At 57.9% G+C, this 15,661-nt stretch carries 11 protein-coding genes; 1 reads left to right on the forward strand and 10 read right to left on the reverse strand.

The annotated features are described in order from the left end of the window. Nucleotides 1-21 precede the first annotated feature (21 nt). Nucleotides 22-1,284: an SfnB family sulfur acquisition oxidoreductase gene (locus tag ASF29_RS00995; RefSeq protein WP_062447646.1), complete on the reverse strand. Its 1,263-nt coding sequence runs from the start codon at nucleotides 1,282-1,284 to the stop codon at nucleotides 22-24. Nucleotides 1,285-1,295: 11 nt separating this feature from the next. Continuing rightward, nucleotides 1,296-2,564 (reverse strand): SfnB family sulfur acquisition oxidoreductase, encoded by a 1,269-nt coding sequence (locus ASF29_RS01000; protein WP_062447648.1) that lies wholly within the window; start codon nucleotides 2,562-2,564, stop codon nucleotides 1,296-1,298. A gap of 196 nt (nucleotides 2,565-2,760) precedes the next feature. Between ASF29_RS01000 and ASF29_RS01005 the strand changes: the two genes are divergently transcribed. Beyond that, a complete protein-coding gene (locus tag ASF29_RS01005; RefSeq protein WP_062447651.1) occupies nucleotides 2,761-4,179 on the forward strand; it encodes an LLM class flavin-dependent oxidoreductase in 1,419 nt (472 codons plus the stop codon). A 76-nt stretch (nucleotides 4,180-4,255) separates the two neighbouring features. On the opposite strand, the gene ssuD is transcribed toward ASF29_RS01005, so the two are convergent. The 8 genes from ssuD to ASF29_RS01045 form a co-directional block, all read right to left on the reverse strand. Next, nucleotides 4,256-5,425, reverse strand: a complete 1,170-nt coding sequence (gene ssuD, locus ASF29_RS01010; protein WP_062447654.1) for an FMNH2-dependent alkanesulfonate monooxygenase — start codon at nucleotides 5,423-5,425, stop codon at nucleotides 4,256-4,258. Nucleotides 5,426-5,453: 28 nt separating this feature from the next. Then, nucleotides 5,454-6,917, reverse strand: a complete 1,464-nt coding sequence (locus tag ASF29_RS01015; RefSeq protein WP_062448569.1) for an FAD/NAD(P)-binding protein — start codon at nucleotides 6,915-6,917, stop codon at nucleotides 5,454-5,456. Between the two features lie 51 nt (nucleotides 6,918-6,968). Then, complete coding sequence (locus ASF29_RS01020) at nucleotides 6,969-7,724, reverse strand: ABC transporter ATP-binding protein (protein WP_062447656.1); 756 nt, start codon at nucleotides 7,722-7,724, stop codon at nucleotides 6,969-6,971. Then, nucleotides 7,724-8,566: an ABC transporter permease gene (locus tag ASF29_RS01025; protein WP_062447659.1), complete on the reverse strand. Its 843-nt coding sequence runs from the start codon at nucleotides 8,564-8,566 to the stop codon at nucleotides 7,724-7,726. The genes ASF29_RS01020 and ASF29_RS01025 overlap by 1 nt, the downstream gene beginning before the upstream one ends. Nucleotides 8,567-8,572: 6 nt before the next feature. Beyond that, nucleotides 8,573-9,538, reverse strand: a complete 966-nt coding sequence (locus ASF29_RS01030; protein WP_082453323.1) for an aliphatic sulfonate ABC transporter substrate-binding protein — start codon at nucleotides 9,536-9,538, stop codon at nucleotides 8,573-8,575. A gap of 310 nt (nucleotides 9,539-9,848) precedes the next feature. Then, entirely contained in the window at nucleotides 9,849-13,238 is a 3,390-nt protein-coding gene (locus ASF29_RS01035) for a molybdopterin-dependent oxidoreductase (protein ID WP_062447661.1), read from the reverse strand. Between the two features lie 85 nt (nucleotides 13,239-13,323). Beyond that, nucleotides 13,324-14,250, reverse strand: coding sequence for a dihydrodipicolinate synthase family protein (locus tag ASF29_RS01040; protein WP_062447663.1), 927 nt, complete (start codon nucleotides 14,248-14,250; stop codon nucleotides 13,324-13,326). Between the two features lie 108 nt (nucleotides 14,251-14,358). After that, nucleotides 14,359-15,528: a M14-type cytosolic carboxypeptidase gene (locus tag ASF29_RS01045; protein WP_062447667.1), complete on the reverse strand. Its 1,170-nt coding sequence runs from the start codon at nucleotides 15,526-15,528 to the stop codon at nucleotides 14,359-14,361. Between the last annotated feature and the right edge of the window lie 133 nt (nucleotides 15,529-15,661).

Raw genomic sequence — 15,661 nt, forward strand, 5'->3', positions numbered from 1 at the left:
GTCTGTCCTGAGAGTGATAAATCAGATCGCGCCGTGGCGCGGCGGCGGGGTGCCGTTGAGATAGAAATTGCCAATGTGATGATATTTCCAGCGGACCGGATCGTGCAGCGAATGCGTCCGGGCATTGCGCCAGAAGCGATCAAGGCCATAGCTTTCCAGCGTCGAGCGCGCGCCGCCGAGTTCGATGAGCTTGGTCGATGCCAGTTGCGCCACTTCCGTTCCCAATGCCTTCACCTCGGCCACAGCGATGGAGGCCGCTGCAACGGTTTTCTCATTGGGTGAAGCGGTGGCCTCATCGAGAATGCGCCCCGCCCTTGCCAGCAGCGCATCGGCTGCGTGAACCCGGATCGCGACATCGCCCACAGAGTGGATGGTGTGCGGATCCTCATATCCATGCTCGATCTCAAGTTCGAAGAACGGGCGGGCATGGGCGCGAACGTAAGAGACCGTTTCGGCGAGAGCACCACGGGCGATACCCACCTGCACGGCGGCATGAATGATCTGGGCAAACGGCCCCATGGTGGTCGGCCGTTCGAACAGACTGTCCTGATCGACCACCTGAAACGGCGTAATCCCCACATCATCGAAGGTCACACTGCCGCTGCCGGTGGTGCGCTGGCCGAACGAGGTCCAGTCGTCGATGAGGTTGAGACCTGCGGTCGAGCGGTCGATGAAAACGATGTTCACGCGCTCATCCGGTCCCTTGGCTACAGCGACGATGATGTGGGCGAAAAGCGAGCCGGTGGAATAAAATTTCTGTCCACTGAGTTTGAGCGTTCCATCTCGCTCCACGAAGCGCGTCTTGTAATCGACGGGCGTCTTCGTGCCGATTTCGGTGAAGGCATTGCCCAGCCGGTCACCATCCAGAACGCGCTGGAAATAATGCTTTTTCTGCTCTTCGCTGCGAGCAAGCCGTAGCGCTTCTACCATGTAGAAATGGTTTTGCGGTATCTGCCCGATGCTGCCATCGGCAGCGGATATGATGGCGGTCACCTCTGCCAGCGTGACTGCAGACACCTCCGCACCGCCATATTGCTTCGGCACGGTGATTGCCCACAAGCCGCTCTGCGAGAAGCGCTCGATCTCCGCCAGCGGTAAACGTCGCTCCCGGTCGCGCTCTGCCGCACCTGCGGCAAAGTCGCGGGTTAACTCCTTGGCGATTGCTATAGCCTCGTCATCACTCTTGATGATATGCGCTAGATTTTGACGCGGTGGCACATGCGGCGCTGGCCTGCCTGCCGTCAGCGCAGCCTGCCGGTGCAGCGTTCTATCCGTTGTCGTCATGTCACTGAACCTCAGTTCCAGGCGTGGCGCGGGGGATGCGCGCCGTTGAGGTAATAATTGCCGACATGGTAGAACTTCCACCGAACGGGATCATGAAGCGTGTGAACGCGGGCATTGCGCCAGTGGCGATCCAGCCCATGTTCGGCGAGTGTCGAGCGCGTTCCCGCCAGTTCGAACAGTTTATTGGTCGACAGGATCGCGATTTCCGTGGTCAGAACCTTGGATTCTCCCGTCTTGATCGTCGCTTCCGACACGGTTTCCAGCGTGGAATTGGCGCGTGCGCTATCGATGCTGCGGCCTGCGATTTCCAGCAGTGCCTCGGCGGCATGCAGCTTGATCTTCAGGTCGCCAATCGCAGCAATCGTGAACAAATCCTCGTTTGCCTTCTGCTTGCCGCTGTCGATCCACGGACGGCTGTAGGTGTTGATGAAGGTGATCGTGTCGTCAATCGTGCCGCGTGCAATACCGGCATCGATGGCCGATTGAATGATCTGCGACACGGGGCCGCCAACGGTTGGGTGATCGAAAGACGTCACCTTCAAAGCCCGCGCCGTGGGCACGCGGACGTTTTCGATCTTCACCGATCCGGATGCGGTCGTGCGCTGGCCGAAGCTTGACCAGTTGTTGGTCACGGTAAGGCCCGGCGCTTCCCGGTCGGCGAATACGAGATAGCCCTGACCTGTCTCATCGACACCCACGATGGGAACGATGTGCGCCAGCAGGGCGCCTGTCGTGTAAAATTTTTCGCCGTTGACGATGACATCATCGCCATCGTGAACCACCCTGGTTTCGAAGTCTGCCACCGTCTTGCTTTTCAGTTCGGAGAAGGCGTTGCCGTAGCGAAGCCCCTGAAGCGCCCAGCCGAAGAAGAGTTTCTTCTGCTCTTCCGTCCCGTCCAGATCGACCGTGGCGATGATGGCAAGATGGTTCTGGGTCGTCTGCGCAATGGCAGGGTCGGCAGCGGCTATGATGGCGATGACCTTGGCCAGCGTGGCATAGGATACTTCCGGTCCACCATAGGCCTTGGGCACATTGAGGCTCCATAGACCGCTTTGCGAGTAATCATCCAGTTCGCTGACGGGCAAAAGGCCCTCCCGGTCGCGCAGCGCAGCGCCAGCCTTGAATTTTTCCGCAAGACGCTCCGCAATCTCGATCGCTTCAGCGTCATCGCGAACTACACGTGCGGGAACAGAGGGCCGAGGCCGGAGAGTCACCGGATCTGTCGAATTGACGCGAGGGTGGATTGTGTAGTCGATTTTGGTCTCGGAAATCGTGCCCATTTATGTGCCTCCCAACGGGTTTAAAGCGGCTGGGCAGAGCATCGCACAGGTCTGCGTCCTTAAAAGTCATTCTATGTTTTTTATGTAATAATATGTGGAAGGTTTTTCTCATGCCGTCGTGATAGTCAGCATGGGCGCTCTTCCGCATCATTGTCGACAGCCCGTATCGTCGCCCAGAGAAATTCTGGAGTTCGCCATGGGCAAGACCATTCGTTTCAATGCATTCGATATGAACTGCGTTGGCCACCAATCGCCCGGTCTGTGGGCGCATCCGCGTGACAAATCGTGGAAATACAAGGATCTGGACTACTGGCAGGATCTTGCCCGCACATTGGAGCGCGGCATCTTTGACGGCATCTTCATTGCCGATGTGATCGGATATTACGATGTCTACAAGGGCTCTAACTACCATGCCATTCATCAGGCAGCCCAGATTCCTGTCAACGATCCGTTGCAACTCGCGGCCCCGATTGCGCTTGCGACGGAGCATCTCGGCATCGGCATCACCGCCTCTACCTCATTCGAGCATCCCTATACGTTTGCGCGTCGGCTCTCGACCGCCGATCACCACACGAAAGGCCGCATAGGCTGGAATATCGTCACATCCTATCTGGAGAGCGGCGCCAAAAATATCGGAGAGGGTGGCCTGCGTCGGCATGACAATCGTTATGAGGTGGCCGCGGAATATATCGAGGTTCTCTACAAGCTTTTCGAAGGCAGCTGGGAAGAAGGTGCGGTGTTGCGCGACCGCGAGAAGCGCATTTTCACGGACCCTTCGAAGGTTCACGAGATCGGCCATAAGGGCAAATATTTCGATGTTCCCGGCTATCATTTGAGTGAGCCGTCGCCGCAGCGCACGCCCGTTCTCTATCAGGCCGGTGCGTCCGGGCCTGGCAAAGCTTTCGCGGCGGAACACGCCGAGTGTATCTTCGTTGCGGCTCCGACAAAATCTGTTTTGAAAGCCCATGTCGCAGACATGCGTCGCCGTATTGCGGAAGCCGGTCGTGATCCCACGAAGGTGTATATCTATACGCTCATCACCATCATCACCGATGAGACCAATGAGAAAGCCCAGAAGAAATTCGAAGAGTACCGCGACTTCGTCTCTTATGACGGGTCACTGGTTTTCATGTCCGGCTGGAGCGGCATCGATTTTGGGCAATATGCGCCATCGGATACCGTGAAGAAAATCGAGACCAACGCCATTCATTCCTTTGTCGAACATGTCGCGGGCGGCGATAAGTCCTGGACCATCGACGAACTGGCGAAATTTGGCGGCATTGGCGGTCTTGGCCCGGTCTTTGTTGGCTCCCCGTCGCATATCGCCGATATTCTTCAGGAATGGGTGGACGATACGGATGTCGATGGTTTTAACATCGCCTATGCGGTTACGCCCGATAGTTTCGAGGATATCGTCGGATATATCGTGCCGGAACTTCAAAAACGCGGCGTTTATCCAACGGCTTATAAACCTGGCACATTGCGTGAAAAACTGTTCGGAGACGGCGATTATCTGGCCGCTAATCACCCAGCAGACAGTTACCGCGATATAGAGGCGGTCAAACGCGAAGACGCTTTGCGGAATGCCACTCAGCCGAAAGCGGCCTTGTCTTGATCGTTCCGCAATACGCACAAGCATGAATTCATGTGGCGGAAGCGGCATGGCTGTCGGACCATGCCGCCTGTTGCCATCAGGAGCCGGAAGCAACCTTCACGTTACCGCCATGTCCGCCGCCGCCGAAGACCTGCGGCTTGCCGAAGGAGGACCGGATCTGATTGCGCGGGCCTCCGAGACCGATTTCCGGGAACAGCAGTTCGGAGACGCGATAGGCTTCTTCCAGATGTGGATAGCCAGACGCAATGACCGTATCGATGCCAATGTCCTGATATTCTTTCAGCCGGGCGGCAATGGTTTTCGGAGAGCCGACCAGCGCCGTACCGGCACCGGAGCGAACGAGGCCGATACCGGCCCAGAGATTTGGCGACACTTCAAGCTTGTCGCGGCGTCCACCGTGAAGTGCGACCATACGCGCCTGTCCGACGGAATCGGAGTTTTTGGCAAAGACCTCTTGTGCGGCGGCGATGGTTTCATCTGAAAGTTTCGAAATCAGCCGGTCTGCGGCCTCCCATGCCTCATCATCGGTTTCGCGTACGATGAAATGCAGGCGGATGCCGAAGCTGACGTCGCGACCGACTGCGGCAGCCGCCTTGCGGACCTTGGCGATCTTTTCGGCCACCTGTGCCGGCGGTTCGCCCCAGGTGAGATATTTGTCGATGATGCCAGCCGAAAAATCGATGGCTGCATCGGAAGAGCCACCGAAATAGATCGGCGGGCGCGGTTCCTGCACCGGGGGAAGGCCCAGTTCGGCATTGTGCGCCTGAATATATTTGCCTTCCAGATGCGCGCTTCCCGTTGCGATCAGCTTGTTGAACACCTGGAAGAACTCGTCGGCATGGGCGTACCGCTCGTCATGCGGCAGGAAAATTCCGTCGCCTGCCAGTTCCTGCGCACTGCCGCCAACGACGATGTTGAGCAGCAGGCGGCCGTTCGAAACGCGGTCCAGCGTCGCAGCAAGGCGCGCATAATAGGCAGGTGACGCCACACCGGGGCGGATGGCCACGAGGAATTTCAGATTTTCCGTATGGGCTGCCAGATTGGCGGCAAGAATGAAGGATTCTTCGCAGGCTACGCCCGTTGGGATCAGCACGCCCGAATATCCGAGACGATCCACCGCCTGAGCAATCTCACGGAAATACGACGGATCGGAGGGGCGGTTGAGATCGTCCGATCCGAGATAGGAGCCGTCTCCAGACGATGGAATAAACCAAAGAAAATCTAGGGGCTGTTGGGTCTTGGCCATAATGGGAATCCTTAAACCTTATTGTCGATCAAACCGCAAAACGGCGGGGATGGGGTTCAAAAGCGTGATGAAGAACTGCCGATGCTTTGATAGGGCCGTTGGTGCTGACGGCATTTGCCACCTGTTGCGCCACGAACACCGCGTGTTCCGTGACCTGCGGCAGGCCCATCAACTCTCCAAACGTGCCGCGAGCAAGTGGACCCGCGATAAACAGATTGCCGATTGGCAGGCCATCCTTGCCCAGTGCGTGTGACTGAAGATCGCACGCGATCCCGAGGCCCGTTTCGCACGCCTGCAGATGGCCTGCATCAGCAAGACCGGCGAGGAAGGGTTGAGACTGCAAAATGTGCTGATGTGCCGGTCCGGTCGTCACCACGATGGCATCGAAAACATGTTCCTCTGTGCCGGACGCTCCTCGCGGTGAAAGTGTCACGTGAAAACCGTTTTCCTGCGATGTCACCTGTGCCAGTCTTGCTGCGCGAAGGGTCAGGCGGTCGGCAGCGATAGCGCGGTCAAGCGCATCTTCCACCTGCGGCGCAATGCGAAAACGATGTGCATCCCAGAATGGCCGGGCCAGCCGCACGATGCGTCGCCGTTCCTTCACGGGCAGCGCCCGCCATATGGAAAAGGCCTGACCGCGTACGGCATCCAGAACAGCATGCCAGCTCAAACCTTGAGCCTCAGCTTCTCTGACAGCGCGACGAATGGCGTGCAGCAGGTCGGATGCGCGCGACGATGAATGGGAGGAAAAATCGCCGAATGGTTCCTGCGTAATGCGCGCATGCCCCCGCGAACGAAGACCGCGTCGCGAAATGGATGTAATCACGCCTTTATGCCCGCGCCGTTCCAGCGTCGCAACCACATCTGCGGCAGTGAGCCCATTTCCGAGGATCAGCACCCGGTCATCTTGGGCGACAGGATCGAGAGCGTCCGAAATGGTAACATCGGCAATGAGTTTCGGGTGACCCTTGAACGGCAATAGCTGCTTGGGTAGCGCCGGTGCAGGATGGCTGGTTGCCAGCACCAGAAAATGTGCCTCGCTCTGCCCACCCAAGCTGTCTTCAATACGCCATCCCTGCTCAGATTGCGTGACGGAAACGACCTCGGCTTTGCGGTGTTCGACTACGCCGGATGCCAGCAGAGGTGCGATTTCGGCAGCGACATAATCACCAAATACAGCCCGGCGAGGGTAAGGCAGCCCATCGCGTCCGATCAGTCCTGCATCCTTTTTGTCTTCATCCGTCGTGGCGAGATAACGCAAAAAACTTTCGGGGTCGGCGGGGTCTGCCGACATTCTTCCTGCGGGCACATTGATACGATGTGCGGCCTCGTTCGAACTGTAGGCAAGGCCAGCGCCCACGCGGTCGCGTGGTTCATAGATCACGATCTGCACCTTGCCGGAGCTGAGTGTGTTCAAGTGCAGCGCGAAAGCAGCGCCACTAAAACCACCGCCGATAACGGCGACAACTGGCAGCTCGGATGCTTGCGGCATGTCATGCTCCAAAATCAGGCCACTTTCCGACATCGCGTTTAAGAACAGGGCTCATGCACTTGCGCTGTGCTTGGTGCTAGACATGGACAAGGCCAGAAGCGCTGAGAGATGCTTGCGCAAAGCTGCGAAATCCGGCGATGTCCGGTCCCGCCTGCGCAGCAAATCGACAGAAACCTCCTGCAGAATCCTGCCGGGAAAAGGCTGCATGACAACGATGCGATCTGCCATGATGATGGCCTCCTCGATATCATGTGTGACGAGCAACATGGTCGAACCTGCTTCGTTCCAGAGATCGACGAGATGGTCTTGCAGGTCGGCGCGTGTCATCGCATCCAGTGCTGAAAAGGGCTCATCGAGCAAAAGCACCGATGGCTTCGTCACCAGTGCCCGCGCCAGTGCAACACGCTGCGCTTGACCACCCGAGAGCTCCTTGATCCACCGTTTTTCGTAGCCCAGAAGCCCGATCTTCTCGAGGACTTGTCGCACACGGTCCTGACGCTCCCCGGCATCGAGTGTCGACAGACCGAAACCGATATTATCGGCAACCGTCAGCCAGGGAAAAAGTCGAGGCTCCTGAAAGACGATGTTGACCAGCGGGTCCGGCTCAACAAGGCGCTTGTTATCGAGACGTATTTCGCCGCTGCTCGGCGTTTCCAGCCCGGAAAGCAACCGCAGAAGTGTACTCTTGCCACAACCGGAACCACCGATGACGGCAACGACTTCGCCTTCGCGGACAGTCAACGAGAAGCCCTCTAAAGCATGTATGCCGTTGGAGTAGATCTTCGAAAGATTTCTGATATCCAGCATCAATGCGGCCCGCCATGTGTGTCCTGCCAGCGCAGAAAGGGAGTGCTTAGCAAGATGACAATGGTGTCGGTTGCCTTGCCGACGATGGCGAAAATCAGAATAGCGGCAAGGATCTGGTCTGGTTTGCCAAGTTGCTGGCCATCGACAAGCAGATATCCGAGTCCTTCTGATGCACCCATGAATTCGGCGGCAACAACGAACATCCAGCCGAGCCCAAGGCCCGATCTGAGTGCAAGCACATAGCCCGGCAGGATCGACGGCAAAAGAATTCGCCGCACGAGTTCGAAGCCCGAGAGACGATAGATTCGGCCCACCTCAACGATACGCCGGTCGACGCCGACCACAGCTCCATAGACCCCTAGATAGACCGGAAAGAATACGCCGACGCCGATAAGGGCAATCTTGGAGGCTTCGAAAATTCCAAACCAGAGGATGAAGAGCGGCACCCAAGCGATGGAGGGGATGGCGCGAAGCGCTTGTAAGGTAGGATCGAAGATGCGCGCTGCTCTCGGCAAAAAGCCAGTCAGTGCGCCTAAAACGGTTCCGGTCACAGCACCCAGGACGAAGCCGAAAAGCACGCGTTTCAGCGTTACCCAGATATGGGTGAGAAGATCACCCGATATTGCAAGCTCCTGAACAGCTGCCAGTATTCGTGAAGGCGGAGGCATCAATCGTCCGCCAACGATTCCCGCACGCACCAGAAGCTCCCAGCCGAGAATGACGGCAATAGGAAACACGATGCCGATCAACGGGTGATCAAGCAGTGAGAACCGGCGTCGCCGGTTCTCCTTTCTGTCGATCTCTGCTTGCCGCTTCAGCAGCACCGTGTCCAGCAGGGCCATGAGAACTCACTGACCCGGTGCAGGGGCGTAACTCGTATCGATCAAGCTCGATACGCTTGCTTTGACGTCAACATCGGGCTTCACCACCCCCGCTTTCTGCAGTGCCAGACCTGCCGCCTCGATTGTCTGCGCCTGCTCATTTCCGATTTTCGACTGGCTGAGATCGGTGCGTTCCAGCTGACGCTCGATCACCGCATCTGGCAGTTTCGTGGCAGCCACAAGGGCGGCCTTCAGTTTGGCCGGGTCCTTGCGAGCTTCATCGCGGGCGCGCTCATAAGCTGCCAGTACCCGCTTGACGATTTCGGGATGCTCCTTGGCAAACTCTTCGCGCACATTCAGCACTCCCCAGGTGTTGTTGGCAGCATTGCGGTGAAACAGGATGTCGCCATCTTCAATTTCAGCGGAGGCCATAATCGGATCGAGACCGGCCCAGGCGGCCACATCGCCGCGCTTCAGCGCCAGCCGGCCATCGGCATGCTGTAGCAGCACAAGTGTCACGTCTTTTTCAGTAAGGCCAGCATCTGCAAGCGCACGTACGAGGAAGATATGCGGGTCTGTGCCACGCGTCACAGCAATCGCCTTGCCCTTCAACTCCTCGACCTTGGTAATGCCGGTATCCTTGCGGGTGACCAGAGCCGTCCATTCAGGCTTCGAGTAGACATAGACCGACTTGATAGGATTGCCGTTGATACGGCCAATGAGAGCCGCGGCACCTGCTGTCGAGCCAAAATCCAGAGAACTGGCATTGAGGAATTCGAGCGCCTTGTTGGAACCGGCCGATTGCACCCAGGTGATCTTGATGCCGTCCTTTTCGAACTCTTTTTCCAGCAATCCATCATTCTTGAGGACGAGGCTGACTGGATTGTATGTGGCCCAATCGATGCGGATTTCAGAAATGTCCGCAGCCTGTGCATGCCCCAACGCCACCAAACCTGCCAACGCACCGAACGCCGACGCAATCCATGATCTCATATCTCGATCTCCAAATTAGATTGCTTAGCTTCTGGCAATTCCAACCAATTTGTAATCCGCGCGCATTCTAAGTTTTTGTCGTTAAGAGGAATATCGCCGCTGTCTCCATGAATTCGTGTAGCGGAATTTTCTGAGCGGCGTTTCGAGCTTTTGAATATCGTGAGATGGGTGCTTTGGGTTTTGACCTCGGCAATGCGTCTTCTAAAAGCGGGCAATGCTTTGAAATGTTGAGTTACTGACGCGTCGCTCTGTCCCGAACGACGCAACCGCCTTTCGCTTTTGGCCCCAACCAAACGTTTGGGTCCCGCTTTTAAAAATCGATTGTCATGTCGCTGAGCGGAATGGACTGGCAGGTCAGACAGCGATCGGGTTCGAGTTCGGTTGCGACAGGACAGAGAAACTGTCCCGCAATCACCTTGACCACGCAGCTTTCGCATTGCCCGACCTGACAGCCGCTTGGAAGTGAAATGCCAGCGGCCAATGCTGACGCCAATAGCGACCCGGAATCCTTGGTCCACTCGAAGCTTGAGCCGCTTCGGGCAAGGGTAATGCGCGCCGGTGCGATCTCCTTGGGCAATGCGATTTCACTTTTGAAGGCTTCGGCAATGATATCGGCGGTGGGGAGCCCCCGTGCAACGAGTGCACGTCGGATACCGTCCATCAGGGCCGCTGGGCCGCAAAGATAGACCAATGGGCGGCTGGCGAGCAGTGTGTCGTCGATCGTCGCGACGATCTGGCAGACATCACCACCCATTCGAATATGCGCCTTTTCGGGAGCATCGCCGCGCCGAAGCCAGAGGTTGAAGGATAGCCGTTCGGTTTTTTCGGCCAGGCTTGTGAGCTCGTTTTCGAAAACGGCGGTCTCGAGTGTTCCGGCTACGTAATGGAGGGTCACGAGTGCCGAATTGCCGCGCTCTGCGGCGGCTCTTGATGCGGAGAGAAACGGTGTCACGCCAATGCCGCCTGCGATGCAGACAATTGGTCTGTCGATCTTGGGCGAGATGACGAAACTGCCTGATGGCGGCGTCACCATCAAGCTGGCGCCCAGTTCCAGATGATCATGGAAATGGTGCGACATGGAGAAGGAAACGAGCGGATTGGCACTCGGACTGCGCCTTACCGCAATCTCGAACTGATCGGATTGCGATCCCTTCGAAATCAGGGAGTAAAAACGCCGCTCCTGCGCACCCGGCAATCTGATCCCGATGTGTTGTCCCGGTAGAAAAGCGGGCAGCATCGCGCCGTCGGTCGGCTTCAGGACAAGCCGAAGGACAGTTCCTGCGAGCGTTTCGCGTTCTGCAACGATAAAGGCGCGCTCACCCGACCAGTTGCCAGCCGAGGCGGCGGTATCTCGACGGACTGAGCAAGACATGTGGCGCAACGGCGGCGCGCCGCTGACGGGATCACGGGTGGTGTCGCGAATGATCGCATTGATGTTGCTGCTGTTTCTACCAAAAGACGGCAGCTCCCCCCGCCCCAGCGCGTCATTGCCCTGCCACCAGCCAAATTCTGCAATGGCGACATCGTCGGCGAGGTCGTTGTTGATGTGTGCCCGCAGACGAACGCTTCCATGTGGCGTCGTGACACGTGCCCAATCATTCTCGACCAAGCCTTCGCGCGATGCGAGTGCAGACGAAATTTCGATGGCCGGATCGGCAGAACGCCGCCTCAGCGACGTGATGTTGCGCAGCGATGAATGCGTGTAATAACCCGATTTTGCCGTCGTCAGGATGATGGGAAAGTCAGGGTCCAGAGGCGGCGGGGGAGTGGCAGAGGCGATGGCTGGATATCCATGATCATGCAACTGTGCCGAATGAATTTCGATACGCCGTGACGCTGTGCGGAAACCTGTCGGCCGTCCGTTCGCATCCGGTTTTGCATAGGCGCGCTCAGTGTCTGGTTGCTCCAGCGTGATCCCTTCAGGCGATGCCCGCAACCGCTCCACGCTCAAGCCCGCGGGTTCTAAAACTATGTCGAGAGCCCTGACGAAAGGTCCGTGCCAGACATCGCCTGGTAACCCCAGACGCGCGCCAAGGCCACGCGCGATGGCATAGTCCGGTATCGCCTTGCCAGGCGGTGGCAAAAGGGCGGGTCTGAACTGAATATGTGCTGCCGCCTTCTGTGAAATTTCGAACCCGATGCGCAAGGCGTCATGCTCCCATGGTGCCGTAACGGGCAGAAGAATATCGGCCGTCTGTGCCATTGGGGTCATGAAGAGGTCGCAATGAACCTGGAATTCCAGTTGCTCCAGAGCTCGTTGGGTGCGCGGTGCGTCGGGATGAGTCAACGGCATGTTGGCTCCGAAACCGATGAGCGCGCGAACGCGGTTGTCGGCGTTGCCCTCGATGGACGCGCATAAATCCCGTGCCGTTACAAACCCGTGGCACGGCGGGCCGAGTGGCAATTCCGCACGGCCAAGTGCCTTTTCCAACTGTGCGGCAGGCAGACTTTGGAAGTCGGCGATCTTTCCGGTCGCAGGCCCGGCAAACCAGCGATTGCCACCGGCCCTGTCAACATCGTCACGCAGAGCAAACAGGCTGGATATGGCGCGGGTGGTCTGCGTTGCGTCCAGCGCCTGCGCAACTCCTGTCCAGTGATAATAGGAAATGCGTGGCGATGAGGCCATGAGGTCGAAAAACTCGACCAGTTGTGTCTCGGGGATGCCCGTTGTTGCAGCGACCGTTGCAAGGTCCCACGCCGCACTTGCCTCGCGCAGCAGAGCAAGCGCTGTGGCGCAGCGGTATTCCCGCCCCTGCCGATCCATGATGCTTCCATCGAAAAGCAGATCGGTGTCTGGGCTCAGACCGTAATGGAGCGCAGGATTGACGACCTCTGTCGAGCCATCCGCTTTTACGGTAACGTATCCACCATCCGCGCCGAAATCTGATCCGGAAAGCTTACCGCCCGTCTGGCGATCAACCAGAAAAGCGGCGTCAGTCCAGTCGCGAACGAAATCTTCTGCGAAACGCTTTTGCTCGATCAGAAAACGGATCGCCCCCATGGCCAGTGCGGCGTCTGCACCGGGTCGGATACGCAGCCAAAGATCGGATTGTTCTCCACTGCCGGAGCGCTTGGGATCGATGACGACAAGACGAGCGCCGCGCTGTCTTGCCTCCGCGATACGTTGTGCTTCCGCCAGCCAGGTTCGTGCCGGGTTGTGACCCCACAGAATGATGACATCGGCATTGGCAAAGTCCGACACGCCCAAAGGCTGGCCGAATGTGAATGCCTGCGTGTAGTCTTTCTGGAAGTTGCAGACCTCCACTGATGCCACAAAATTCGGCGTGCCGAATTGCCATGCCAGACGCAAAATCCAGTCGATGCTGTCAGAAATTGCGGTTCCGCTTGGGGTCGTGGATGCCATCGCCACCGCTTCGGCACCGTAGTGATCTCGGATATGTGCCATCCGGGCTGCAATTTCATCCAGCGCTTCGTCGTAACCAATCTCCTTCCAGCCTGGATCGGCGCTTCCTTTCGGATTGGTGCGCTTTAGAGGGACGGTCAGACGATCTGGGTGATGGGCAATTTCCGGTGCTGCGCGGCCTTTGGCACACAAGGAGCCGCCGGTCGGATGATCGCGGTCGGGTTCGACAGCCACCATCCGCCCGTTTTCGACGGTGTAGATTGCGCCGCATCTGGATTTGCACAGCGTGCAGTAAGCACGCGTCTTGAAAGAGCCGGAAGGCGAGGCGTGCTGCATGATCGCGTCCTTGTGTTCGTGCCGCTTTTACCCGCCGCTGTAAACCGTGCGTTGACGGTCAACGAGACAGCCTAACGCAACGTCGTCAGATCATGCCCAACTCTTTTAGCGTTGTCGCGATCTGTTCACGGTGGAGATCGGTGACGTCACGCAGAGGAGGCCTGACCCTTCCACCCGGCAGCCCGCGTGCGTTGAGTGCGGCTTTGAGGATGGCAGGGCCGGAGCCGAAGCGGCCGATCAGGTCTGGTGTGTACCATTCCCTCATCAACACCCGGTCCTTCAGGCCGCAGGCACGCGCTGCTTCGAGATCACCCGCCCAGAGATTGTCGTAGAAACCGGTCTGCGCACGGCCCAGAACACCGCCCGCGCCCATCGTGCCATCGCCATCATGCACGGATAGCATGGTGAGACCGAGTTCGTTCATGGGAAAACCGAAAACACGGACCTTGTCCTTGAGGGCAAAAAAGGTTTCGGCAAAGCGTGAGAAATCGGGTGTCGACTGCTTGATCGCCACCACGGCATCAATGTCGGCTAGACGCTCCAGCAGCGACAAGGGCATATCGATACCCGTGCCGGGCGGCCAGTTATAGACGCAGATGGGCAGTTCGGTTGCAGCACCGACAGTGGTGTAGAAATCGACGATTTCATCGGCGTTGGGACGGACGTATGGCGGCGGTGTGAGCAATATTCCATCGAAACCGGCACTTTTGGCAACGGCTGAAAATTCGATGCTTTCCTGTGCGGTGAAGCTGGAGCAGCCTGCGATCAGCGGCAGTTTGCCGCGCATCTGTTCGCCCGTCTTCTCAAAGAGACGTGCCCGCTCCATCTTGGACATGCTGGTCCACTCGCCGGTTGTTCCAGCCAGAACGAGACCGTGCATGCCCTCACCATGCAGCCATTCCAGGAGAAGGCCGAGCCTGGCTTCATCAAGAGAAAGGTCGTCTTTGAAAGGTGTCGTGATGGCTGGTAGGTAGCCACGCCAGTTCACGCGCGATCTCTTATTCTGGGTCATGTCATTCTCCGGATATGGTCATGCGTCGGCTGTGTCTCGTGTAAGAGACGACGCATCTGTACTGATGTGGAAAGACACGCCCTCGAGGCACGGGCGTGCCGTCTATGTTCAGGAGCTTGCCTTGAGGTTTCCGACAACGGCCCGCAACGCTTCCGGGAAGGAGCGACCAAAGCCATAGGCGCGTTCCGGCGACCAGCCGGTTTCCGGCATGGGAAACTGGGTCACGTCCTTGTACGGCTGCTCAAGCAAAACGGAGAGCGCATGGGGGAAGCGATTGCCGATCCAGTTCCAACCCATGCCCAGGTCCGGCTCTGTGGGGCAACCACCGGGGTAAGGATGGCCCAGCTCATACTCCGGCGAAGCTGCCGCCCAGGCATTTTCGAATTGCGTGAAAATATCGCGGCGCTCTGGCGCCCATGTGGGTACGTTTTCCGATGGCCAGATGAAGTTGCAGCGCAATTCCTTGTCGGCATGGCAATCGAGGCAAAAATCGACGCCGATCTCCTCCATCTTGTTACGTAGGTGGAAAATCTCAGGCGATTTCTCCAGCGACGGAGCAGTCCATTCCCGGTTGAGATTGGCGCCTACGGCGTTGCTGCGTGTCAGGCCCAAGGCCGAACCATCCGGGTTGCAATTGTGCACGACGTAGAAGACGGCGGATGACAGAAGCGCGCGCGCTGTGGGATCGGTCTCGTCAAGCAGTCGGTCGACAAGGCCTTCGACAAAATACCCACCCTGTGTCTCGCAGGAGTGCTGGCGCGAAATGATCCAGCAGGATGGCTTGCCCGGTCCCGGTGTGCCGATGGTTAGCATATCGATGGGACGTCCTTGCACGCTTTCACCTATCGTCGTCAGTGTGACGAGATCGGACGTCTGCGCTTCGGACAGGAAGGTCATTTCGCGGCCGGGGTCGTAGGGTGCCCAAAAGGCGTAATAGCATATATCGTGTTCAGGCCTGTGCTCGAAGCTGTAGATCTCGCCGTCGTATTCGCCACGCAATCGAAACCAGGTCGAGCCGTCGTAGCTGGCGACCGGACCGGTGTTTTGCCACATATTCTCGTAGTCTTCCCGGTTGGCCAGACGCCAACTCAGCGTGTCGTTGGCATTTTCGAAACTGAAGCGGCAGTCTTTGGCCTTCGCACCGCTGACACGAAAATGGTACCAGCCAAGAAAGACGTCGCCGGGGTCTTTCTTCAGACGCAGGCGTATATCGCGGTGATCGGTTGCAGAGACGATCTCCCCACTGCCCGACGGTATCTTCGATGTGACTGTAACCATTATCATTTTCCTGTCTGTCGATGGTTTGGTCGCTGAGCCGGATTTATTGGTGCAGCGAGCAACTTGTCGTTCTGCTGCCGTGCCGCCATGGCATCAGCGGTGCGAGGGCCGGATAGAGCGGCCTTGATGGCCG

Source organism: Rhizobium sp. Leaf262 (genome assembly GCF_001422245.1).
In the GTDB taxonomy this organism is placed as follows: domain Bacteria; phylum Pseudomonadota; class Alphaproteobacteria; order Rhizobiales; family Rhizobiaceae; genus Agrobacterium.

Coding starts and splice junctions, on each gene's coding strand:
- ASF29_RS01030 (WP_082453323.1), bottom strand. CDS start 9,538: ATGAGATCATGGATTGCGTCGGCGTTCGGTGCGTTGGCAGGTTTGGTG.
- ASF29_RS01025 (WP_062447659.1), bottom strand. CDS start 8,566: ATGGCCCTGCTGGACACGGTGCTGCTGAAGCGGCAAGCAGAGATCGAC.
- ASF29_RS01015 (WP_062448569.1), bottom strand. CDS start 6,917: ATGCCGCAAGCATCCGAGCTGCCAGTTGTCGCCGTTATCGGCGGTGGT.
- ASF29_RS01000 (WP_062447648.1), bottom strand. CDS start 2,564: ATGGGCACGATTTCCGAGACCAAAATCGACTACACAATCCACCCTCGC.
- ASF29_RS01040 (WP_062447663.1), bottom strand. CDS start 14,250: ATGACCCAGAATAAGAGATCGCGCGTGAACTGGCGTGGCTACCTACCA.
- ASF29_RS01035 (WP_062447661.1), bottom strand. CDS start 13,238: ATGCAGCACGCCTCGCCTTCCGGCTCTTTCAAGACGCGTGCTTACTGC.
- ASF29_RS01005 (WP_062447651.1), top strand. CDS start 2,761: ATGGGCAAGACCATTCGTTTCAATGCATTCGATATGAACTGCGTTGGC.
- ssuD (WP_062447654.1), bottom strand. CDS start 5,425: ATGGCCAAGACCCAACAGCCCCTAGATTTTCTTTGGTTTATTCCATCG.
- ASF29_RS00995 (WP_062447646.1), bottom strand. CDS start 1,284: ATGACGACAACGGATAGAACGCTGCACCGGCAGGCTGCGCTGACGGCA.
- ASF29_RS01020 (WP_062447656.1), bottom strand. CDS start 7,724: ATGCTGGATATCAGAAATCTTTCGAAGATCTACTCCAACGGCATACAT.
- ASF29_RS01045 (WP_062447667.1), bottom strand. CDS start 15,528: ATGGTTACAGTCACATCGAAGATACCGTCGGGCAGTGGGGAGATCGTC.